Raw genomic sequence first — 21,914 nt, 5'->3', positions numbered from 1 at the left:
CCTGATCAGTCGGGCTTGCGAAAGTCGCTGTCCACCCAGGCCTGCGCGCTGCTCTTGCTGAGCTTGAATCCCGCGGACACCCGCACGTGGGCAAGCAGCCCGCCGAACGAGTCGAGCGCCTTCAGGTCTGCGTAGGGATCGTCCTCATCAGGGACAATATCAAGCGACACCGTCACATCTTCGCCGTTCGCGCGAACCGTAAAATCCTTGTGAAGCATTGCATGGCGCTGCTGCTCATGCCGGCGCAATACTTCGGACGCAGTCTTGACCAGCGTGCGAAACGCGTTCGGATCGAGCGGCTTGGGGTTCTTCTTGTCACGTCCCATGGTCCAGGGGCCGGTGAGCGCCGGTTCGGCTTCGCCGTCCTTGATCATCTCGACCGCCCAGCCGTCGTCATCCTCGTTCTTGATCACCCGCGCGGTCCAGCCGTCGTCACGCCAGAGGCGGTCTTCGTAGAGCGTGGTGTCTTCGTCGGCATGGGGATCGGGGGCTGAATCGGTCATGGAAATAAGAAGCTCGAGTTGCATGAAACACCGAGGGAGCACGAGCGTGTTGCACCGTGCATAAGCGACGAATTTTAACCTGCAAGAAGCAGCGGCATCGTCGAAAATGCCCACACGCTGGCCGATCGGTCTACTCGACGGGCACTTTGCACGCCGCCTGCCGTTTTTGTTGCAGGTGTGTTGCACGCATAGGTGCGCCGGCGTGCGCCCGGATATCCGGTTATCCGGGCGTTTCGCCAACGGCATTTCGCCAACACCACGGAGGAATCAATGCTTTCACTTATCGGTACCATCATTGTCGGCGGCATCATTGGCCTGATTGCGCGAATGATCAAGCCCGGCGACGACAGCATGGGCTGGATCATGACGATACTGCTTGGCATCGCCGGCTCGCTGGTGGCAGGTTATGTCGGCCGGGCACTTGGCTGGTATCACGAAGGGCAGGCTGCGGGGTGGATTGCCTCGGTGGTCGGCGCCATTGTCCTGCTGTTCGTTTGGGGACTGGTCGCGCGCCGCCGGACCTGAGCCGGGCCTGATACATGTGAGACCCGATTTGAGTCTGAGCGCCCGGATCAGGCAAAAGGGCTGTTCCAGGTTTCGTTGGAACAGCCCTTTTTATTTTGTTCGCCGGAGGTCAGGCGCCAATCACGCATTCAACCCCGACTTCAGGAACAACACATGCCGGGGCGCGAAGTGCGCGTACAGCGGAAGGATTGCGCCGCCCATCGCCCGGGCATCGGCGCCGATCTCGCCTTCCACCAATTTCGGGCGCACCATCCCCTGCCAGTCGAAGGCATCGAGCGCGGTATTGGTCCGGGTCAACACCTCCCGCAATAACTGGCGATCCAGTTCCCCATCGATCACGATCGCATCGACGTCGACAAGCGCCGCCGCCGTTGCAATGGCCGTGGCAAGCGCGGGACATGCGGCGTCGAGCCAAGCCTCGCAGAGGGGCCACAACTCCACCGACAGCGCCCGTTGGTCGTGAGCGGCGGCGGCTGGAAAACCGGCATCGGTGAAGCGCTTTTCCAGCACGTAAATTGACGCCACGTTAAGCAACTGCGGCGTGCCTTCGCTCATCAGCGGGAACGACCCGATGGCACCGGCATTCCCCTTGGGCCCGGCGTGCAGCCGTCCATCGATGACCAGGCCGCCACCGATGAACGTGCCGATAAACACGTAGAGAAAATCGCCCAATCCGCGCCCTTGCCCCATCAGCAATTCAGCGGCGCAGGCGGCGGTCGTGTCCTTCGCGAACTCCACCGGCAACGTGGTCAGTGCCTGGACTCGCGCGCTGATATCGATCTCGTTCCATGCGGCGAAAACATCCGGCGGGGTATCGAAGAAATTGCGCCAGCCGCCCAGCCACAACGGCGCCGCCACGCCGATACCGACTACCTTCGCAGCGTTTTTTCCCAGCGCCGCCATCATCAGGTCGATCTTTCCGCTGAGCAAAGCGAACACCGTCCGCGGATCGGGATACGCATACTCGATCACATCACGCGCATGCACCTGGCCCGCAAAATCCATGGTCAGCACGTCGAGACTCCTGCGCCCCACTTTCACGCCGATGGAAAACGCCCCGTCCGCGCGCAGCGAAATGGGTACCGACGGCTGCCCCATGCGACCCTGCACCCGCGTCCTGGCTTCCCGCGCGAGCAAACCGTCGTCTATCAGACGATCCACGATCAGCGACGTGGTCTGCGTGCTCAGGTGCGTCAGGCGCGCGATCTCGGACTTCGGTAGCGGTCCGTGGACCCGCACCGCCTGCAGCACGATGCGCTCGTTCATCTGCCGCATGCCGGCCGGCTTCGGCGTTGCCGTGCTTGACGACATTGAAGGCGTCATAGGGGATCAGGCGATGGCCTGCACATCGGCCTGCTTCGCACCGGTCATGATGGCCACAGCTTCCGACATATGGATGTCTTTCGTATTGACGAGCGCCGCGCGCCGCCCGAGCCGCTGGATATGAATACGGTCGGCGATCTCGAACACATGCGGCATGTTGTGGCTGATGAGGATCACGGGCAAACCGCGATCGCGCACGCGCCGGATGAGCTCCAGCACCATGTTCGATTCCTTCACGCCGAGCGCGGCCGTTGGTTCGTCGAGGATCACTACATGTCGCGCGAACGCTGCGCTGCGCGCCACCGCCACGCCCTGCCGCTGGCCGCCGGAGAGTGTTTCGACGGCCTGCTTCATCGAGCGGATGCCGATCTGCAACCCTTCCATATGCGCGATGGCTTCCTGCAACATGCGCCGCTTGTCGATCATCATGAACAGGGAGCCGAGAATGCCCGGACGCCGCAACTCGCGACCGAGAAACAGGTTCTCTGCGATGCTCATGGCAGGGGCGACCGCCAGGTCCTGGTAGACGGTTTCAATCCCTTGCGAGCGCGCATCGAGCGGACTGCGAAAATGCACGGGTTTTCCATCCAGCAGGATCTCGCCTTCATCGGGTACGAGCGCACCGGACAACGCCTTGATCAGCGACGACTTGCCGGCGCCGTTGTCTCCAATGACCGCCAGGATCTCGCCGGGCAACAGTTCGAAATCGACGCCATCCAGCGCGGTGACGGAGCCGTACCGCTTGATGACACCGCGCGCTTCCAGAACGGGTTTGATTGTGTCGTTCATGAGCTTGGCTCCTCAGGCGCGGGGACGCGCAAGTTTGTCTGCGGCGACCGCAAGAATCACCAGAATGCCGGTGATCAGAATCTGATAAACCGACGACACGCCGATCAGCGTCAGGCCGTTTCGAAACACGCCGACGATCAACGCGCCCAGCAAGGTCCCGACAATCGTGCCGCGTCCGCCAAAGAGACTGGTGCCGCCGAGTACGACGGCGGTAATGCTGTCCAGGTTCTCGGTCTGGCCCGCCTGCGGATCGCCCACACCGGTTCGCGCCACCGACAACAACGCTGCGATGCCGTAGAAAAAGCCCGCGAGCGTATAGACGGTGATCAGGATCTTTTGCGACGAAAGTCCCATCAGCCGTGCTGCTTCCGCGTTATTGCCAAGCGCGTAGAGATGGCGGCCGGGCACGGTATCGCGCAGGACAAACCACACGACGAGGTACATCAGCAGGGTCAGCACGGTGCCATACGTGACCTCCGCGCCGCCGAGATGGAAGGTGTTGCCGAAGAACATCATCGCGTCGGGCAGGTTCGAGATGCTCTCGGCATTCGAGTACACCTGCGTGAGCGCGAACGCTATGTTGAGCGTGCCCAGCGTGACGATGAACGCCGGCAGCTTGATCTTCGTGATCAGCGCACCGTTCAGTAATCCGAACAAGGTGCTGGCGGCCACGCCGCAGATGATTGCGAGCACGGGCGGCACGCCCATGGTGACGGCGAATTTCGTCATCACGATCGAACCGAAGGCCATGACCATGCCGCATGACAGATCAATGCCGCCGGTCAGCACGATCAATGTCTGGCCGATCGCGATCACCGCCACGACCATGGTCTGCTGGAGGATCAGCGAAAGATTTTGTATTGATAGAAACCGGTCGCTTTGCCAGATGAAAAACGCGCATGCGATCACGAGCGCCACTAGCGGGCCGATATCGGTAAGCGAAGGCAGCCAGTCGGAAAACGCCGCGCGACCGGCTGCGGGAGAGGGGGATTGCGTCATGACTCGAGACCTCGACAGCAACATCGGAAAAAAACGCCGCGCGGGGATTGGGCCTGAAAAGTGGAAGGCTCAGGTCCACGCGGCAGGTTCAAACGCGGTGCGACGGCTTACTTGTTGCCCCAGCAGTTGTCCAGACCGAACTTCGTGTCCTTGGAGTCCACGCCGGAGACGGGTTTGTCGGTGATGAGCGTGACGCCGGTGTCGTGGTAGCCGGTCGCCTTCTTACCTGTCTTCGCGTATTCAATGCCTGCCTGCACGCCTTCTTGCGCCATCAGCAACGGGTATTGCTGCGAGGTGGCGGCGAAGCTGCCGGCCTTCACGTTACGCACCCCTTCACAACCGCCGTCAATGGACACGATCATCACGTCCTTGTCCTTGCCGGCTGCCTTGAGCGCGCGATACGCGCCGGCCGCAGCCGGTTCGTTGATCGTATAGACGAGGTTGATGTCAGGTACCTTCTGCAGGCAGTTTTCCATTGCAGTCTGGCCTTTCGACTGGTCGCCGCGCGTGTCCTGGCTGCACACGACCGACGGGTCGCCTTCCTTGACCCCGAAGCCCTGCAGGAAGCCGTTATGACGCAGCACGCCGACCGTTACCCCGGGCGCGAGGTCGAGCGTGGCGATCTTCGCGGGCTTGCCGGCGAAGGAGGCTTTGGCGTATTCGCCGATCAGCACGCCGGCCTTGAAGTTGTCAGTGGCGAAGAGTGCGTCGGTGGCGTCTTGGGGATCGGTCGGCGTGTCGAGGGCGATCACGAGGATGCCTGCTGCGCGGGCCTTCTTGAGCGTCGGGACAATGGCTTTCGTGTCGCTGGGCGTGATGAGGATCGCTTTGACGCCGGCCGTGATCATGTTTTCGACCGCGGTCACCTGGCTTGCGTTGTCGCCGTCGAATTTGCCGGCTGCAGAGATCAGTTTCACGCCGCCTTTGGCTGCGGCCGCTTCGGCGCCCTGCTTCATCTTGACGAAGAACGGATTGGTATCGGTCTTGGTGATCAGGCCGATCGCGATCTGATCGGCCGCCATTGCCGCGCCGGAACCAACCAGCGCCGTTACTGCAAGTCCGAGGAAGGACGCACGTGCAACAGCACGCCGAAGATTTTTCATGTCTCGCTCCAAAGGTTTTTATGCGCCCGCGGCTTCGAAAGGAAGCGCACCGAACGCGTTCGTCGACTAAATCAATTGACTTTATTTAGTACAGCAGCGCTGTGAAGACAAGTCAAGGAAATGAAGCGAAACCTATTTGCTGCCGTGCAGCATTGAAGCGATTAAACCGTTTGGATTATCAATTGGGGTGGTGCGGGGGGTGATTGTTGCGTTGCGTCTACGTAAAAACACTGACGGATGAAAAAAGGTCTAAAAAAGCGATGAATTGAATTGTTTTCTGTTTTTTTATCGGGTTATGGTTTACCAGCACTTTTGCCAACCTTTCATCTTGGTCACCTGCACCATGAGCGCACTCGAAGCCCTTCACGCTATTGTCACTGACGAAGAATCGCCGCAGATCATTCGCGACCACATTGTGGATTCGCTGCAGTTTGCGTTGCGCAACCAGCCTGGATTTTTCACGACGAAGGAAGTGCAATGGCTGGCGCAATGGGATGACACGCGCATTCCCATTGCGGCGACAAAGATCCTGAACGGGATGAAAACGACCTGAAGGTTTCGCTCGCACCGGTGGGCGGGATTTTGGATCAGGCGAGCAGCAACTCAGGAAGACAACCGACAACCGCGCAGACCACGCTGCTAATCCAGCGGGAAGTGAAGGGGAAAATGCGCGTGAGGCTGTGCTGATCCGTAGGCGTTGGTGCTTGCCCGAGAGCACTGGTGGCGAAGCGTGTTCATGTCAGGATTCGCGAGAAGGAGGGTTTCACACATCCGTCGCTCTGGCGAGCACCGTGCTTTTGGGGCACCTATGAATAGAAACTGCACGCTGTGGACACTTAGGGTAGTGCGGTTAAAGCGTTTTCTTTGCTTCGTTTCTTTGTCGCTTTGGACAAAGAAATGACGCGCCGCCACGCGCAGTGATTAATAGTGGTAAAGAAATCAGCCAACATATAACGTGCGAAGGCCTTGAAAGCAGCAACCCGGCATTGACTCAGACCGCTAACCCTGAAACCTGGCAACCCGGCATCAACCCTGACCGCTAACCCTGAAACCTAACCCCCCAAGCACCAAGCCCCCGCGACATCCCCCTCTCAATGCAAACCAGCCTTCGCGGCTGCGACATCGAAAGTAAAGGCCAGAGTCTTATCCTGCACGACAATACTGTCGATAAACTGGACCACGTCTAAATCCTTAACAAAACTGGCCGCAGACGAAGCGGCAAGAATGGCACTGGCTTCCTGCGGCTTGGCAATAAGATATCCCTGTACGTAATCCACGCCAATTTCCTTCAGCGCGCGCAGCGTATCCACATCCTCGACCCACTCGGCCACGCTGCGCATTCCAAGATTGCGAGCGAGCGCGACAATAGCTTCCACAATAGCGATATCAGCCGGATGCGCACACATTGTCCGGATAAACTCGCCGTCGATCTTGAGTGCGTCCGCCGAAAGATCCTTGAGATATTTAAACGATGTATACCCCGCGCCGAAATCGTCGAGTGCGATCTTGCCGCCCATTTCATGCACCCGTGCGATAAACCGCTGCGTATTGCCGAGATCATGCAATGCGACGCTCTCGGTAATCTCAAGACACAGATAAGGCACGAATTGCCGGAAGCGCGCGAACAAGGCAAAGACGTCTTCCATGAACTGTTCGTCATTCAGCGAACCGCCGCTGAGATTGACGCAAATGAACCGCGTATTCCTTAGCGATGCCTGATGTTTCTCGATCCATTCGAGCAGCGTGGTGATCACCCATTTATCGATAGCCGCAATGTTGCCGGACTCCTCCGCCGCCACGATCACCTTGCCCGCCGGCAAGGTTGCGCCATCGGGCGCACGCATGCGCAGCAGCACTTCGAAATTCAGCGACTCGGTGGGTGCGGTGAGCGACATGATGGGTTGCATGACGAGGAACAGTCCCGGAGGCAATCGATTGCGCCCAAGCGTTTCAACCAGCCTCAGTTCTTCTGCACGCTCCTCGAACGCGGCCGCTCCCTTGCGATACGTCACCATCCGCGCGTTCGAACTCTTCTTGGCCTCGCGGCACGCGCGGTCAGCATGCGAGAGCGCGTCCTGCACACGTACGCCATGCGAGCACTCCACCAGACCCACTGAGGCCTTCACCTGGAACGCACGGTTGCCGACCTGATAGGGGGCGTCGCTCAGCGCGCTGATCAGGTGATGACAACAGTCGATAGCTTCGTCTATCGACATGTCGCTCATCACGCAGACGAATTCGTCGCCGCCAATCCGCCCGAACGGAAAGCCGGCCGAGAACAACGCCCGCGTGCGCGTGGCGACCTGCTTCAGGACCTCGTCGCCGGCACGGTGGCCGAACAGGTCGTTGACGAGTTTGAAGCGATCCAGATCCACGTACGCAAGCGCCCAGGCGACCCCTTCCTCGCTCTGTGCAGCGATGGCCTTTTCCACGCCGCGCCGGTTGAGCGACCCCGTGAGCGGATCGTGCTCGGCCAGGAAACGCAATCGCTCAACGGCCTTCGAGCGCTCCGTCACGTCCTGCAGCGACCCTTCGATCCAGCCGTTCGAGCGAGTCGCTTTCAGCAGGAAACGGCGCTCGCCGTTGCCGTGCGAAGCCGCGCCGCCCATTTCCAGTTCGCCCTCACTTCCCTTCGTTGCCAGCGCCTGCAACGCGCCCCACGCGCCCGATTCGAAGTAGTCGTTCCAGTGCCGCACCTTGTATTCGGTCTTCTGCAGCGAGAGCATGGATCGCAACGCGGGATTCGCACGCACGAAGTGACCCGCGCTGTCGAGCGTGAAGAGACCGATAGGCGTCACGTCATAGGTATTGCGCAGTTCCGTTTGCGCCTGCCGCCGGTGCTCGCGTTCGGCGCGCATCTGCTCGGCGATCGCGAAGGCGGCCATCATGCTTGACGACAACGCCGCCATCACGGTGCTCACGCCCCCCGAAAGCGACTTGATGCTGAACGCGGCGCCCAGCACATCGGAGAACGTGGCGAACAATACGATCGCGAGCGACCCGACGTACCAGAGCACGGTGCGCGAGCGGGCGAGCCAGACGATCCGGGCGAGCAAAAAGATCAACACGGCGATGCCGATCCCGCCCAGCAGCCAGAGCGCCGGGATGAAGCGTGAATAGGGCAGCGCAACGGAGCACACCAGCAGGGCGATGCCGATGTATTGTCCAACTCCAAGCAGCCAGCGGTACCCCACCACTTTCAGTTCACGACGGAATAACTGGCTGAAAAGCGCACCGGTCAGCAGATAGTAAGCAGCGAAGGTGAATTGACGCAGCGGCTGCAGATACTCCGGCGGGATCGAGCGGCCGGTCCACTGCATGTCCCAGCCCATCGCGTTCGCGCACAGCCGCAGATTGCCGACCAGCCACGCAGCGAAAATCACATACGTCCACTCGCGGTTGATCAGCGCAGTGACGAACACGAAGACGGCGAGCGTCAGCAGGCCGCCTCCGATCATGCCCGAGCTTTCCTGAAAATCGAGCGCGGAAGTGCGCAGACCTTGGGCGTCCCAAGCGAGCGCGCTGATCTGTGCAGGACCGGAGAATGTGCCCCGGCACACGACTTGAACGGAATCCGCGAGATTACCGAGATCGATGGAGAAACCGGCCTTGACGGCGCGAATTTCATTGGTGGCGCCCTGACGGCTCGCTGTGCCGAGCGGCTGCAGCGTCGAGGCTATCCAGCAGGAAAGAGTCTGCGCGTGACGCGACGGCAGTTCCACGTACGAGGACTGCTCTTGACTCATATTGGGAACGTCGAACGAAAACCAGATGGGCGTTTCTGCCAGCTGCGTGCTGAAACGGCCAACCTTGGCCTGGTGCTCAAGCGCCTTCAGGGCGCCGGCGGGATCGAGCGTGCCGCCGGTGTCTTTAACGACGCGCAGCGCCAGCGGAACGGCGCCGTTCGATTCGAACTGGTGCGGTGCCCACAGGAGGGTTGCAACCGTACCCGCCGCGATCAGCGCCGGAACAACGAAAACGGAGAAGGCGTACAGCAGCCGATCCATGAATGAACCGGCACGCGCGTACTTTGATCGCGAAAATAAAGCAACCGACGCCATACCTGGTGTTTCCCCTGGTTGCATGAGCCCACGCCGCGCGGACGATGGCAGCCTCTCGAACCGCCATCGCCTTGTGCTATCCCGCGCCAGCGTACGACCGGGCTATTGTTTGTTACCTGCCATAAGCAACCTGCGGAGCTTCCGGGCATCCTACCGTTTCTCGCTCGAAAGATAAATCTGCCGTCCGCAAATCGATATCAGGATGATGCGTTTGAAACACGAACTGGAATAAAGGATGCTTCGCCTCCTCCCAGCGCCGGCGCGCAACGCCCACTTCGCCGGCCAGAACCCGATGCGGCAAATTGCCGACATGCGACATCGGAATGAATTGCCGATCGCCGAAGACATCTTCGAACAACATGGCTTCATATTCGCGATCGAGCGGTGAGCGCGCGGTGATTACCATCCAGTCGATCTGATGCTGCTCGCAATATAAGAACAAGGATTTGAATAGCATCATTTTCACCACACGTCCAATCGTCCCCCCGGCCACACCCAGCCGGGTGGCCTCCGCGAGACGGCCCGTTTTTAACCAGCCCGGCAATTCGACCGATCCCTGCACGTCGAGCGGCGCATATTCGTTGGTTTGAATACGCATGGTGCCGAGCGGCTCGCCATCGAGTTTCGATTCAGCAAGCAAAATCGCCGTACCCGGATCGCGATCACACGCTTCGACTGTCATTTTCTCCGCAAAAGCCGGCAAATGGCGGCCATAGGCCACCCGCCGGATCCTTACCGCTTTGTGAAGATCGTGATCTGCCGACACGATACGAACTGTGAACGGCATGGACTCGGGTTTCTTGAGCGCTTGTACCGCCGCAATCTCAAGCTTCCGGGTACGTTCACCGTGTTCAATAAGTTCACTACGAAAAGCACTGCTTTGATCCGCGTGATTGAGCTGTTCCATTTGTGCTACCCCATTTTTGGCGAGAAGGAGGATGCCGTGGAACGTTTGACTTCAAGCAAACGAAACACACGACAGATTTAGTCTCGCCCAAAGCCAATTGATGGGGTGCGTGCTACCAAATAAATCTTTATAGAAACTTCAAAAAATTCTGTATTTTCAGTGCTTTTCGTGTCCGCCGACCCGAATCGTCCTTACGCATTTCGTATCATGAAAAATTTCTCGCGAGGACGCGAGCGTCCAATGCGGGAATGCCGATTTCTTTCGCGATTATTTATGGTAACAAACTTCCAAATTCACGTTTCCGATGCGCTGTCGCAGGTGCTGCACCGCTAGTGTGCTCATGCATATATATAACGGATTTTCTATCGGCAACTTTATAGCGCGGGTCGATTAGCGCGCGTGCGCAGCGGCCGGGTCGTCACAAGGAAAACACGTTTATAGAGAGGTGGGGGGTATTAAACCGACGAATGCAGACCCGTGTAAAAAGGCCTTTATGGCAATATGGAATTTGCTTATGAAAACCAGATCCGATTCGCGCGTTTATGGTGATACCGCGTAAGGAATCGGAACAGAATTCCACCCTGGGCGGGATGACTTGGGGGTGATTGAGCGGAGAGGGTTGCCGAATGAAGAAGATTGGAACAGCGGATGCGAGGCGCATCCGCCGGATGTGCGGATCGAGGGAAAAGGCCGCGGCCCGCTGTCTCAGTCTTCGTCGTCGAGCCAGGGAATGTCCACATCGGTGATGAACGCCACCATGGCGAGCGGGCGCCCTTCCTGACGGCCGATCTTGCCGTCCGCGCGCTGCCACTCACACCGGAACACGGTTGCCGGGGTGTCGGCCATCAAGGTCACGGTGCGCAGTTCGTCAGGGTCCGCGTCTTCCACCGGGCCATCGAGCGACACCAGCAGTTGTTGCGGCCACATGCCGTCGGCCGGATCGTAGATCTTGTCGCCGTCGTGAATCACCACGAACGCTTCCACGCCAATGGTTGCCGACGCCTCCACAATCATCTTGCCAAGCGCGCGCAGCACGGCTGTTGCACGGGCGGAATTGGCCTGGCGAATCGCGAGGTCGCCACGCGTCAGCGCCTGCTCCAGCTTGGGATTGGTTTTCTGTTGGGCCATCGGTTCGCCTCCGTAACTTGATTCACTATTCGACGAGCATCGCCCGCCGGCTTGCAAGGCGCGATCGTACCATTCCTGTCCCAAATTTACCGTCCGGCAGGCCTTCCCCAGGACTTTTAGCGTCCCGCAAACGCCCGCCCATCAAAGCTGCCAGCGTCCGGCCGGCGCGTGGCATGATGGCGCCACGCTCAAGCCGGCCGCAATTTGATCCGATAAGATGTCCTCCGGCCTCATGCGTCGCCGAGCCCGTCCTACTCACACGCGCAAACAACAAAATGTTCGAATTGTTCTTGGCTCGGGTTCTTGCGGCCGATCCGACCGGGCAAATTCACTGCCGTCGCACGGCGAAGCGGAAATCGTCGCCGGCGCCGCTCATGCCGCTCATCCTGCGCGCCTTTTCGGTATTAGTCGCGGGACGTGTTGCGCGAGCCGCCGTGGCGGCACTGACCGGCAACGTGGCCCTCCAGGTAGCAGCTTCCTGATGCGGCGCGCACTTGGGAAACCTCCCCCGCAGGCCGCGTTCGACGGCATCCTGCTCTGCTCGCATTTCCAGCCGATCTACAGCTTGCCCCACCAGCGTCAGGTCGGTTACGAAGCCTTGTTGCGCGGCATTGCACCCGGGGGCGCTCTGCTGGGGCCGTTCGAACTGTTCGCGAAAGCCATCGTGGAGCACTCGACCGGCGGGCTCGACCGCCTGAGTCATGCGACCCACCTGCACAACGCCGCTCAATGGCTGCCCAGCCAGACCTGGCTGTTCCTGAACGTGACTCCGCCAAGCTTCATCGATCCGGGGTATGCGCGCCAACTCGCCGACCTTGCGCGTGAATCGGGCGTGCGGCCGGAAGAAATCGTGATCGAGTTGCTCGAATCGGGCGGCAGCGACGGCTGCGCGTTCGCCCATGCCACCCAGGCGTTCCGGTCGCAAGGCTTCCTGGTGGCGGTCGACGACTTCGGTGCCGGGCATTCGAATCTGGATCGATTGCTGACCTTGCGGCCGGACATCGTGAAACTGGATCGCAGCCTCATTCATGCGCATCAGCCGGACTTGCGCGAGTCGGTGATGCCGAAGCTGGTAAGCCTGCTGCACGAGGCAGGCATGCTGGTGGTGGCTGAAGGGATCGAGACGGAGGAGGATTTGCTGCTGGCGGCGCGCTCGGGCGTGGACTTCGCGCAGGGTTTCCTGTTTGGTAAGCCCGGTCCCGGACACTCGCCCGAGGAAGCGGCAACGCAGCAAATAGAAACTGTCTTCGATACCCTCGCCCACACGCGCAAGACCCGCGAGCTCGCGATGGACTTGCTGCTGATGCCGTACCGGACGCGCTTTGCAGAAGCCGCCGAGCGGATGTGGGCCGGCGTTTTGCCGGAGCACGCCTGCGAGGATCTGCTGGCGCTGCCGTGCACCTTGAGCTGCTTTTTCCTCGATCAGGGCGGCCGCGAATCGATCCCGGCCATACAAGGCGCCGGTGCCGCGCCCGTCGCTGCGCGCCTCGCGCCGCTGAGCAAATCATCGATCGCCCGCTGGGACAACCGGCCGTATTTCGTCGATGCCCTCGCCCAACCGCAGCGGCTGATAGTCAGCACGCCGTATTTATCGGCGACCGGCACCGGACTCTGCGTGACGCTGTCCATCTTCATCAATTATCGCGGCGAATCGCTGGTGCTCGGCGCGGATCTCAACTGGGAGCGCCTCGCAGCAACCGCAGCCGGGTTGCTGCCGCCTTCAGCCTAGCGTTGGCGCGGGTGTGGGAGTTGGCGTGGGTGTGGGCACCAGCGCTTGCGCCAGATATTCGCCGCCCGCTTTCAACGCAGTCACGTTACCGGGTTCGAAGGTCCAGTGGCCCGCCGCATCGACGATGGATAGCTGCGCGCCCGGCCACACGTCGGCGAGGGCTTGCACCTGATCTGCCGGGCACACCATGTCGAAGCGGCCGTGTACGAGCACGCACGGCAGATGCGCAATCCTGCCGATACGCGGCAACAACGGCTCCGGCGGCAACTCGTGGGCCATGTAGTGATGCTCCAGCAGCGACATCGAGATGGCCGCGGCGTTGGCTTCGCGCGTGGCTTCGGGGCTCGCCTGCCCGGCTTGAGTTGCGTCAGCCTGGGACGCTTCGGGTAGCGCGGCGGTGGTTTTCGCGGCATCGGATTGAGCAGCCGCGACCGGGACCTCGGCTTTCGATTCCGCACCTTTCGATTCGTCGCCTTTCGATTCGTCCTTACGCGCGGGGTCGGCCACCTTCGCCGGCGCGGGTTTATTCACTACCGATAACGTCGCCTCGAAACCCGACCACGCACGGGCGAGCTTGATGCCGGCGTCGTCGAAACGGGCGAGCGGCGCGCCCGTGAACGCCAGGATCTCGGCGGCATTGCGCGGACGCTGTCCGCTCGCGGTCTCGATAGCATCCAGGAACGCCCGGTGCGCGTCCGGAAACACGCGTTGCACATCCCACAGGAACCAGTCGATATCCTCCTTGCGCGCGAGGAAAATCCCGCGCAGCAAAAAACCGAGGCAGCGCTCGGGATGCGTGACGCCGTAGCTGAGCGCGAGTGTCGTGCCCCACGAACCGCCGAACAGCGCCCATTTCTCGATTCCGAGCGCGACCCGCAGCTTCTCCATGTCGCCGACAAGATCGTTCGTGCCGTTGTGCTCCAGCTTCCCGAACGGCGTTGATTTGCCGCAACCGCGCTGATCGAAGAACACCATCCTCCACTTCGATGCATCGAGTACCTCCCCCCACTTGAGGTTCATCGCGCCGCCGGGACCGCCATGGACTATCAGCATCACGGGGGCATCCCTGGGCCCTTGCGCACGCCAATACATGGCATGGCCATCGCCGACATCCAGCATGCCGTCCTCGAATGCAGGCGCCCGCTCGGCGGCCGGCTGACCGGAACCCTCATTCGTCAACCCGCTCTTCACTGCGCTGTTTGCTTCGTCCGTCATTGCAACTCCGTTAAAGAGAGACCGGTGCCTCTCTGATTGTCATCGGGCGATTCGTAAGAGGCGCCTCCGGGCTGAATCCGGGACATGCGCCGCCGCACACGCTATCCTTCGGGTTTCGCTCGCCGGGCTCAAGCGTCGGGCCGGTCACCGTACCCCAGGACGCTTTGCAACCCGCCGCACTCCTTTCGCACCATTTTTACCACCGTCCATTTCTTAATGCATCGAACCTTCGTCAAGTGGCTATTCGCGACCTACCTGCTCGGCAGCGGTACGGTGTGGTCAATCCTGATTCTGCCTTTGTTTCCGTTCGCCGGCCGCCGCGGCCGTTATTGGCTCGCCAAACAATGGTGCCGCGGGATGGTCAAAATGATGCGCGTGATCACCGGCGTATCGTGTTCGGTCGAAGGGCTGGAGAACCTGCCCAATGAACCGTTCATCATGCTGTGCCGGCATGAGTCGACATGGGAAACGCTCGCGTTCATGGCGCTGTTTCCGCGCCGCATCAGCTTCGTATTCAAGAGCGACCTCAAGCGCATCCCGTTCTTCGGCTGGGTGCTAAAAGGACTGGACATGGTAAGCCTGGATCGCGGTTCGCCGCGTCAGGCGCATCAGGCCGTCACGCGCGAATGCGCGGAAAAACTCGCACTGGGCGATGTCGTGGTGATCTTTCCCGAAGGCACGCGGGTGGCGCACGATGCCCCGCTCAAGCTGGCTTCGGGCGGCGTAAGGCTTGCGTGTTCCACGCAGGTGCCCGCGGTGCCGGTCGTGCATAACGCCGGTAAATACTGGCCGGCAAAAGGCTGGCCCGATCAGCCCGGGCATATCCGCGTGATCGTGCTGCCGCCGTTGCCGGCAGATTGTGTGGTGCCGCAAGAGTTGAACCGGCTGGCGCAGGAGCGGATGGAAAAGGAACTGGCGCGGATCGCTTGAGCCCGAGCGCGAGCCCGAACGGAATGCGTGCTAAACAGCGGCGGTGCGTTGGGTCAGAACGGGCGGCGGCGCTTCGCGGCGCACAGCCGGTCCACCGCCGACAACAGCGCCTCCATCTCGACGGGCTTCTGTAAATAGCCGTCGTAGTGAACGAAAGCCGGCGGGTGCGGGTGCCCCGAGATCATCAGGAAAGGGATATGTGCGAAGGCCGAGTTGGTCTTCATCGTCTGGCACAAGAGCGCGCCGCCGAGCCCCGGCATCATCCAGTCCGACACCACGATATCCACGCTGTGCTCGCCCAGTAATGCCAGCGCGCCGTTGCCGTCGAACGCGGACAGCACCTTGCAGTCCGCAGACTGCATGCACAGGGTCCAGACTTCGAGGGTGGCGGGGTCGTCGTCGACGAGCAATACGGTTTTCATCTTGCTGGCGGCTTTGATGGGCGTCCCGGTGATGGAAGAGTTGCGGAGTCAGACAGCGCAAAGCGAACTTTGGTTGCACGCGAATTCTGTTGCCCTTGCTTACAGAATGGTCGTTTGCAACCCTCGCGCGCTGCTCGTGAGGTCCGCGTTTAGCGTGCTTTGCGCGACTTTCCCGGCGCGCATGAACTGCTGCCTCGAGCGGGCTTCGCCCACTTATATAGCTTTTATCGCACGTATGCTAATGGGGTTTTGCCGATCCCGCATTTGTGGTAACAAGTGCCTGTAGCAAGGCTCTCCACAAGCTATTTCATACCGATACGAACCGCTTCACGCTGCCTTCCCGCCTCACGGATTGCATCGATCAGACTGTCCAGCGCAGGCGAGCGGACGCGGTCATGGCGCAGTATCAGGCCAATGGGTTCATCGGCGCCGGCGAAGGGCATCGGCAAGCGGGCCAGCAGCTTCAACGCGATGTCATGTTCCACCACGCTGGACGGCACGAACCATACCGCGTCGTTGTGCAATGCAAGAGCGCGCCCAAGCGACACCGACAAGGTTTCGATCAGCGAACTCAGCGCCTGCGCACCGAACGCCGTCAACACGCTTTCGGCGGACTGGCGGATCAGCGTCCCGAACGGCGGCACGACCACTGGAAAGCGGGCAAGCACCGAGGCCGTGATATTGCTTTCATGCACGAGCGGATGATCGTGGCGCACGACGACCGTCAACGGCTCGCGGTACAACTGCTCGAAGGTCATCCCCAGCATGCCCTCGGGTTCGGAAAGACGGCCGACGACCAGGTCGGTATCGGCGGATTTCAGCCGTTCGAGCAACTGCGAATTCGAGCCGGTCCATACCCGCACCGACACATCCGGCCAGTGCGCCCGAAACGCGGCAAGCGTGGGCGGCAGCAACGCGGGCGCAACCGTCGGCAGGACACCTAGCGCGACCGTGCCGGGCATCTCGACACCATGCCGGGACAGCTCATCCACCCCTTCACGCAAAGCCCCCACGCAGGCTGCAGCGTGCGGCGCGAACAGTCTGCCCTCGCGCGTCGGCGCAGCGCCCCGGCGGCCCCGTTCGAACAGCCGGACGTCCAGGATGGATTCCAGCTCGCCAATGGTCTTCGATACCGCCGGTTGGGTGATCGAGAGGCTGTCTGCGGCGCGCTGGACGCTGCCGAACTGCGTCACCGCCAGGAAACACTGCAGGTGCCGGAACTTGATCCGGCCGCTGGTCAGGTTAGCAAGCGGCGTGACCGGTTTGGCAGACCTGGCGGGCTTGGCGAGCTTGGCACCCGGCTCATTCAGCTTGCCCGGCGCCACAGCCGGGTCGGACGGGACAGATTTTTTAGCCATGACGATCAGTTATGTCTGAATGCATAAAACGTCATTTTCCATAACTTCATCGCTTCGATAAAGTGTTGATTCACATTTTAAAAGTCGGAGACAGAAAAGTGACTACCCCCTCCCTCATCCTGACGCCGCGCGACTGGGATTCCCACCCGCCCTATTGCCACCCGGGCTACAAGTCGTCGGTGCTGCGCAGCCCGTCGCGTCCGTTGATCCCGCTGAAAGAGAACCTGAAGGACCGCCGCGTGCCGGTGTATGGCGCCGACGATCTCGGCAAGCTCGATCATGACCTCACGCGCAACGCCGCGAAGAATGGCGAGCCGCTGGGCGAACGCATTATCGTGACGGGCCGCGTGCTCGACGAAAGCGGCCGGCCGGTGCGCAATACGCTGGTCGAGATCTGGCAGGCGAACGCGGCCGGGCGTTATGTCCATAAAGCCGACCAGCACGCGGCGCCGCTCGACCCGAATTTCCTCGGTGCGGGCCGTTGCCTGACTGACAACGAAGGGCGGTACCGGTTCCTCACGATCAAGCCGGGGGCGTATCCGTGGGGCAATCATTCGAACGCGTGGCGTCCCAATCACATTCACTTCTCGCTGTTCGGCGACTACTTCGGCTCGCGTCTTGTCACACAGATGTATTTCCCCGGCGACCCGCTGCTCGACCTCGACCCGATCTTCCAGGGCACGCCTGAACATGCGCGCAACCGGATGATCTCGCGCTTTTCCATCGATACGACCGAAGAAGGTTATGCGCTCGGTTATGAGTTCGACATCGTGCTGCGCGGCGCGAACCAGACCCCGACGGAGGCTTGAACATGACCATCTACAAACAAACGCCGTCGCAAACGGTCGGACCGTACTTTGCTTATGGCCTGTGTCCCGAGCAATACAGCTTCGACCTGAAGAGCTTGTTCACGCCGTCGATCGCGGACCGGGAATCGGCGGGACAGCACATCAGCATCGTGGGGCAGGTGTTCGACGGCGAAGAGAAAGTGGTTGGCGACGCCGTGATCGAAATGGCTCAGGCCGATTCCACCGGCCGCTATGTGAGCACGCTGGCGGAGACGCGCGAATCGGGTTTTCGCGGCTTCGCCCGGGTGGGCACGGGGACCGATCCCGAGTTGCGCTTCGTTGTTGACACGGTCAAGCCGGGCGGCACGGCAGATGATTCGGCGCCGCATATTGATGTGATCGTGTTGATGCGCGGCATGTTGCTGCACGCCTATACGCGCATCTATTTCGATGACGAAACCGAAGCCAATGCACGCGACAGCGTCCTTGCGCTGGTTCCGGCGGAGCGGCGCGGCACGTTGATCGCCAGGCGTGAAGCGGGTACCTCGAATACGATCTATCGATTCGACATTCATTTGCAAGGACCGAAGGAAACGGTTTTCTTCGATCTCTGAGCGGTCGAAGGGAGTCGGGCAGAGCGTCCGGCGCGATGGTTTATGATGTCGGACGCTCGAACCTGCCTGTGATTCCCCTATGAAAGACGCTCAGTCCGCCAGTCCGTTGTATCTCAAACTTTTCGCCGAAACCGCGCAGATCGAATGGTCTGAACTGCAGCGGTTTTTCGCGCGCGGCGTGTTGCTGAAAGTGGCACGCGATATCGATCTGGTGAGTGTCGCCGAAGCCGTCGCCAATGACGATACGAAGCAGGTCACCGCGTGGTTGTCGGCCGGGTTGCTTGAGCGCGTGGAGCCCGCAACGGCCGAGGATCTTGCTGCGCGCAATCCCGAACTCTGGGCCGTGGTGGTGTCGCCGTGGGTGTGTGTCCAGGAGCGTGGCTGAGCGGTTCGCTCTCACCTCCCCGATAACTTCCGCCACAGCGTCGTCTTGCTGATGCCAAGCGCCAGCGCGACCTTCTCGCGGTTACCATCGAACGAATCCAGCATCGCGCGAATCTCGTCGGCCTCCACCTTGCGGCTGCGCTGCTTCAGCGTTTCCTGGCCCGAGGCGGCATCGTCTTCTTCAAGCTCCGGGGCGATCGACCTCAACAGCCCGGGCGTTACTCGCATCCCCGGCATCTCGTTCAGTTCCACCGCAATCCGTTCAATCACGTTCTGCAGCTCGCGTACGTTCCCGGGCCATCGGTACGCGGCCAGCAACGGCAACACCGGCTCAAGCACGCCACGCGCCGCTTCCACCGAGCCGGCCCGCCCCGTCTGCCATAGCAACTGCGCAGCCAGCCCGGCAATATCCGATGACCGCTCGCGCAGCGGCGGCAAAGCAAGATTCAGGATGTTCAGCCGATAATAAAGGTCCGCCCGAAACTGCGCCGCCTGCACGCGCTCACTCAGCCCGCGATGCGTCGCCGCCACCACACGCACATCGACTTGCAGCGGTTCCGTGGACCCTAGACGCACGACTTCACGCTCCTGGAGCACACGCAATAAACGGCTCTGCAAAGGCATAGGCATCTCGCCGATTTCATCGAGAAAAAGCGTGCCGCGATGCGCCGATTCAATCAGTCCCGCCTTCCCTCCCCGCCGCGCGCCGGTGAACGCACCTTCCTCGTAACCGAACAATTCGCTTTCCAGCAGCGTCTCCGGAAATGCGCCGCAATTGAGCGCGACGAACGCGAACTCGCGCCGCGCGCTCCCGGTATGGATGCCCTGCGCAACCAGCTCCTTGCCGGTGCCGCTTTCGCCCCGTATGAGCACGGTGGCGTCCGAGCGCGCGTATCGCCGCGCGCGCTGTCGCACTTGATCTATCGCTTCGCTCGTCCCGCTCAGATCCTCGATCCGATACCGCGCGACCAGCTGCGGCGCACGTTGCCGGGCGCGCACGGAACGGTCCATGCGTTGCAAGGCCACCGACTCCTGGAAGGTGATGATGGAACCGGACGCTGCCGATGTCGACGCGTCTCCCCACGCACTCCGATGCACCACGTAGCTCGCCCCGCGTACCGTCTCGAGCGCTTCACCCGGCTCCTTCGGCACTGCGCTGGCTACCTCCGGCGCGAGATCGTGCAGCCGCTTGCCCACCGCCTGCGATGGCGCGAGCCGCAGCATGTCAGCCATCTTGCCGCTCAACGCTTCTATCCGGCCATCGGCGGTCAGCGCGACGACACCGTCGCGCAAATGCTGCAGCACCTGATCCAGCCGCCGACGCCGCTGCGTTTCCCCCAGCGTGGCGCGTGCCACTTCGAGGGCGTTTTCGAAGGCGCCCTGAACAGACGCGCGCGAGTATAAAAACACCGACTTCATGCCGGCCTTCTCGGCCAGCTCCGTCACGAGCCCGGGGCCAACGATAGCCAGCACACCCCGGTCGCGCAGATCGAGCACGCACGCCTCCGCGTCTTCCGCCGACAGATAGGAAGCACATTCGACCGCCGCACCAAATGCCCGGAAAAACCGCTTGAGCTCGGACGGGGTCTCGCCGTGCATCACGAGCCCGACCGAGTCGCTCTCACGGCGCGCCCGCGCCAGCGCATGCATCACGTCGAAGCCAGTGGGATTCACCAGCACGACCGGCACGCTGATCCGCGCCTTCAGGTAACTGCCGTTCGATCCCGCCGATACCACCACGTCCGGACGTGCGTCGCCCGCATGCTCGATCTCCTTCACCGCGTCCTCGTACCCCAGCGGGACGATACGCAGATCGGCAATGCCGTCGTAGTCCGCCGCGATGTCGCGATACAGGTCGCGCAACTTGCTGATACCGACTGCCCAGATACGTGGAGGGGGATTCATGACTGATGGCCGAAACGAGGGATTGCAAAGTTTAACGCCATTTTTGCAATCCATGATTTCATTTTTGAAACCTCCGGGTGCTCTGGGGAAGGTCTAATCTCTTAGAAATCAAAACCTTGGAATCTGGCAGGCAACTTGCGCCATGTCAGCGGGTCAACGGAGACATATCTATGAGTTCAACTGCAACACTGAGTGCCGGCGCGAAATTTCGCGCGGCGGTCGCGGCTGAGAAGCCCCTTCAGCTTGTCGGCACGATCAATGCGAATCACGCGCTGCTCGCCAAACATGCGGGCTTCAAGGCGATCTACCTGTCGGGCGGCGGCGTGTCCGCGGGCTCGCTGGGCCTGCCGGACCTCGGCATTTCGACCCTCGACGACGTCCTGACCGACGTTCGCCGCATCACCGATGTCTGCGACCTGCCGCTGATGGTCGATGTCGACACGGGCTTCGGTCCGAGCGCCTTCAACATCGCACGCACGGTGAAGTCGCTGATCAAGGCGGGTGCGGGTGCGATGCATATCGAAGATCAGGTGGGCGCCAAGCGCTGCGGCCATCGGCCGGGCAAGGCAATCGTCTCGCAGCAGGAAATGGCCGATCGCGTGAAGGCCGCGGTCGATGCGCGTACCGACGAGAATTTTGTCGTGATGGCCCGTACCGACGCGCTGGCGGTGGAAGGCCTGGAAGCGGCGATTGAACGGGCGCGCGCTTGCGTGGAAGCAGGCGCCGACATGATTTTCCCGGAAGCCATGACGGACCTGAAAATGTACAAGCAATTCGTCGATGCCGTGAAGGTGCCGGTCCTCGCGAACATTACGGAGTTCGGATCAACGCCGCTTTTCACGGTTGAGGAACTGCGCAGCGTGGATGTATCGATCGTCCTGTATCCGCTCTCCGCGTTCCGCGCGATGAACAAGGCCGCGGAGAACGTGTACCGCGCGATCCGCACCGACGGCACGCAAAGCAACGTGCTCGACACCATGCAAACGCGCGAGGAACTGTACGCGAGCATTGGTTATCACGAGTTCGAAGACAAGCTCGACGCCCTGTTCAATCAGACGAAGTAACGCGTCAACCCTATCAGGAGACAGAATCAAATGAGCGATACGCTAGAGAAAGAAGCACCCGCCACCGGCGGTTTCAAGCCGAAGAAATCCGTCGCGCTGTCAGGCGTGACGGCAGGCAATACCGCGCTGTGCACCGTCGGCAAAACGGGCAATGACTTGCACTATCG

At 61.1% G+C, this 21,914-nt stretch carries 20 protein-coding genes and 1 pseudogene; 9 read left to right on the top strand and 12 right to left on the bottom strand.

Going from position 1 to position 21,914, the window contains the following annotated elements; translation table 11 throughout:
* Positions 1-5: 5 nt before the first annotated feature.
* Positions 6-503: a hypothetical protein gene (locus tag ABH944_RS43120; protein ID WP_404615299.1), complete on the bottom strand. Its 498-nt coding sequence runs from the start codon at positions 501-503 to the stop codon at positions 6-8.
* A 270-nt stretch (positions 504-773) separates the two neighbouring features.
* On the opposite strand from ABH944_RS43120, the gene ABH944_RS43115 reads away from it, so the two are divergent.
* The gene (locus ABH944_RS43115) at positions 774-1,028 is read left to right on the top strand and encodes a GlsB/YeaQ/YmgE family stress response membrane protein (protein WP_062092458.1); all 255 of its coding nucleotides are present in this window, start codon (positions 774-776) and stop codon (positions 1,026-1,028) included.
* 120 nt (positions 1,029-1,148) lie between these two features.
* Here the strand turns inward: ABH944_RS43115 and ABH944_RS43110 are convergent, their stop codons facing one another.
* The 4 genes from ABH944_RS43110 to ABH944_RS43095 all read right to left on the bottom strand — a co-directional run bounded on the left by ABH944_RS43110 (position 1,149) and on the right by ABH944_RS43095 (position 5,161).
* Positions 1,149-2,339 carry an ROK family transcriptional regulator gene (locus ABH944_RS43110; RefSeq protein ID WP_404615296.1) on the bottom strand — a complete coding sequence of 397 codons (1,191 nt, stop codon included), beginning with the start codon at positions 2,337-2,339 and terminating at the stop codon, positions 1,149-1,151.
* Positions 2,340-2,357: 18 nt separating this feature from the next.
* A complete protein-coding gene (locus ABH944_RS43105; RefSeq protein ID WP_062092460.1) occupies positions 2,358-3,140 on the bottom strand; it encodes an ATP-binding cassette domain-containing protein in 783 nt (260 codons plus the stop codon).
* Positions 3,141-3,152: 12 nt separating this feature from the next.
* A complete protein-coding gene (locus ABH944_RS43100; protein WP_404615294.1) occupies positions 3,153-4,139 on the bottom strand; it encodes an ABC transporter permease in 987 nt (328 codons plus the stop codon).
* Between the two features lie 107 nt (positions 4,140-4,246).
* A complete protein-coding gene (locus ABH944_RS43095; RefSeq protein WP_404615317.1) occupies positions 4,247-5,161 on the bottom strand; it encodes a sugar ABC transporter substrate-binding protein in 915 nt (304 codons plus the stop codon).
* Between the two features lie 424 nt (positions 5,162-5,585).
* Here ABH944_RS43095 and ABH944_RS43090 point away from each other — a divergent pair, with 424 nt between their 5' ends.
* On the top strand, positions 5,586-5,795 hold the full coding sequence (locus ABH944_RS43090; RefSeq protein WP_062092476.1) for a hypothetical protein: 210 nt from the start codon (positions 5,586-5,588) through the stop codon (positions 5,793-5,795).
* A 538-nt stretch (positions 5,796-6,333) separates the two neighbouring features.
* Here the strand turns inward: ABH944_RS43090 and ABH944_RS43085 are convergent.
* The 3 genes from ABH944_RS43085 to ABH944_RS43075 form a co-directional block, all read right to left on the bottom strand.
* Complete coding sequence (locus ABH944_RS43085) at positions 6,334-9,303, bottom strand: EAL domain-containing protein (RefSeq protein WP_404615292.1); 2,970 nt, start codon at positions 9,301-9,303, stop codon at positions 6,334-6,336.
* Positions 9,304-9,415: 112 nt separating this feature from the next.
* The gene (locus tag ABH944_RS43080) at positions 9,416-10,210 is read right to left on the bottom strand and encodes an N-acyl amino acid synthase FeeM domain-containing protein (protein WP_404615290.1); all 795 of its coding nucleotides are present in this window, start codon (positions 10,208-10,210) and stop codon (positions 9,416-9,418) included.
* Positions 10,211-10,915: 705 nt separating this feature from the next.
* Positions 10,916-11,338 (bottom strand): hypothetical protein, encoded by a 423-nt coding sequence (locus tag ABH944_RS43075; RefSeq protein ID WP_062092465.1) that lies wholly within the window; start codon positions 11,336-11,338, stop codon positions 10,916-10,918.
* A gap of 481 nt (positions 11,339-11,819) precedes the next feature.
* On the opposite strand from ABH944_RS43075, the gene ABH944_RS43070 reads away from it, so the two are divergent.
* Positions 11,820-13,067, top strand: a complete 1,248-nt coding sequence (locus ABH944_RS43070) for an EAL domain-containing protein (RefSeq protein WP_404615288.1) — start codon at positions 11,820-11,822, stop codon at positions 13,065-13,067.
* Here the strand turns inward: ABH944_RS43070 and ABH944_RS43065 are convergent.
* Positions 13,059-14,282 carry an alpha/beta fold hydrolase gene (locus ABH944_RS43065; protein WP_404615286.1) on the bottom strand — a complete coding sequence of 408 codons (1,224 nt, stop codon included), beginning with the start codon at positions 14,280-14,282 and terminating at the stop codon, positions 13,059-13,061. The genes ABH944_RS43070 and ABH944_RS43065 overlap by 9 nt on opposite strands.
* Before the next feature lie 216 nt (positions 14,283-14,498).
* Here ABH944_RS43065 and ABH944_RS43060 point away from each other — a divergent pair, with 216 nt between their 5' ends.
* Positions 14,499-15,212, top strand: coding sequence for a lysophospholipid acyltransferase family protein (locus ABH944_RS43060; RefSeq protein WP_404615284.1), 714 nt, complete (start codon positions 14,499-14,501; stop codon positions 15,210-15,212).
* 53 nt (positions 15,213-15,265) lie between these two features.
* Here ABH944_RS43060 and ABH944_RS43055 read toward each other — a convergent pair whose 3' ends face one another.
* The gene (locus ABH944_RS43055) at positions 15,266-15,634 is read right to left on the bottom strand and encodes a response regulator (protein ID WP_063978020.1); all 369 of its coding nucleotides are present in this window, start codon (positions 15,632-15,634) and stop codon (positions 15,266-15,268) included.
* A 302-nt stretch (positions 15,635-15,936) separates the two neighbouring features.
* Positions 15,937-16,992, bottom strand: a complete 1,056-nt coding sequence (gene pcaQ, locus ABH944_RS43050) for a pca operon transcription factor PcaQ (protein WP_404615282.1) — start codon at positions 16,990-16,992, stop codon at positions 15,937-15,939.
* 98 nt (positions 16,993-17,090) lie between these two features.
* Here pcaQ and pcaH point away from each other — a divergent pair, with 98 nt between their 5' ends.
* From pcaH to ABH944_RS43035, 3 genes are all read left to right on the top strand, one after another.
* Positions 17,091-17,801, top strand: coding sequence for a protocatechuate 3,4-dioxygenase subunit beta (gene pcaH, locus ABH944_RS43045; RefSeq protein ID WP_404615280.1), 711 nt, complete (start codon positions 17,091-17,093; stop codon positions 17,799-17,801).
* 2 nt (positions 17,802-17,803) lie between these two features.
* Complete coding sequence (gene pcaG, locus ABH944_RS43040) at positions 17,804-18,394, top strand: protocatechuate 3,4-dioxygenase subunit alpha (protein WP_404615278.1); 591 nt, start codon at positions 17,804-17,806, stop codon at positions 18,392-18,394.
* Positions 18,395-18,473: 79 nt separating this feature from the next.
* Positions 18,474-18,779 carry a DUF2288 domain-containing protein gene (locus ABH944_RS43035; protein WP_062092472.1) on the top strand — a complete coding sequence of 102 codons (306 nt, stop codon included), beginning with the start codon at positions 18,474-18,476 and terminating at the stop codon, positions 18,777-18,779.
* Positions 18,780-18,790: 11 nt separating this feature from the next.
* Here ABH944_RS43035 and prpR read toward each other — a convergent pair whose 3' ends face one another.
* Positions 18,791-20,683, bottom strand: a complete 1,893-nt coding sequence (gene prpR, locus ABH944_RS43030) for a propionate catabolism operon regulatory protein PrpR (RefSeq protein WP_404615276.1) — start codon at positions 20,681-20,683, stop codon at positions 18,791-18,793.
* Between the two features lie 170 nt (positions 20,684-20,853).
* On the opposite strand from prpR, the gene prpB reads away from it, so the two are divergent.
* Positions 20,854-21,747: a methylisocitrate lyase gene (gene prpB / locus ABH944_RS43025; RefSeq protein ID WP_404615274.1), complete on the top strand. Its 894-nt coding sequence runs from the start codon at positions 20,854-20,856 to the stop codon at positions 21,745-21,747.
* Positions 21,748-21,777: 30 nt separating this feature from the next.
* Positions 21,778-21,914: pseudogene (locus tag ABH944_RS43020) on the top strand (2-methylcitrate synthase); the annotation flags it as partial.

This window comes from Caballeronia udeis, from assembly GCF_044909315.1.
Classification (GTDB): Bacteria; Pseudomonadota; Gammaproteobacteria; order Burkholderiales; family Burkholderiaceae; genus Caballeronia; species Caballeronia udeis_A.
The sequence above is the reverse complement of the archived record's forward strand: the minus strand, read 5'-3'. Positions and strand labels throughout refer to the sequence as shown.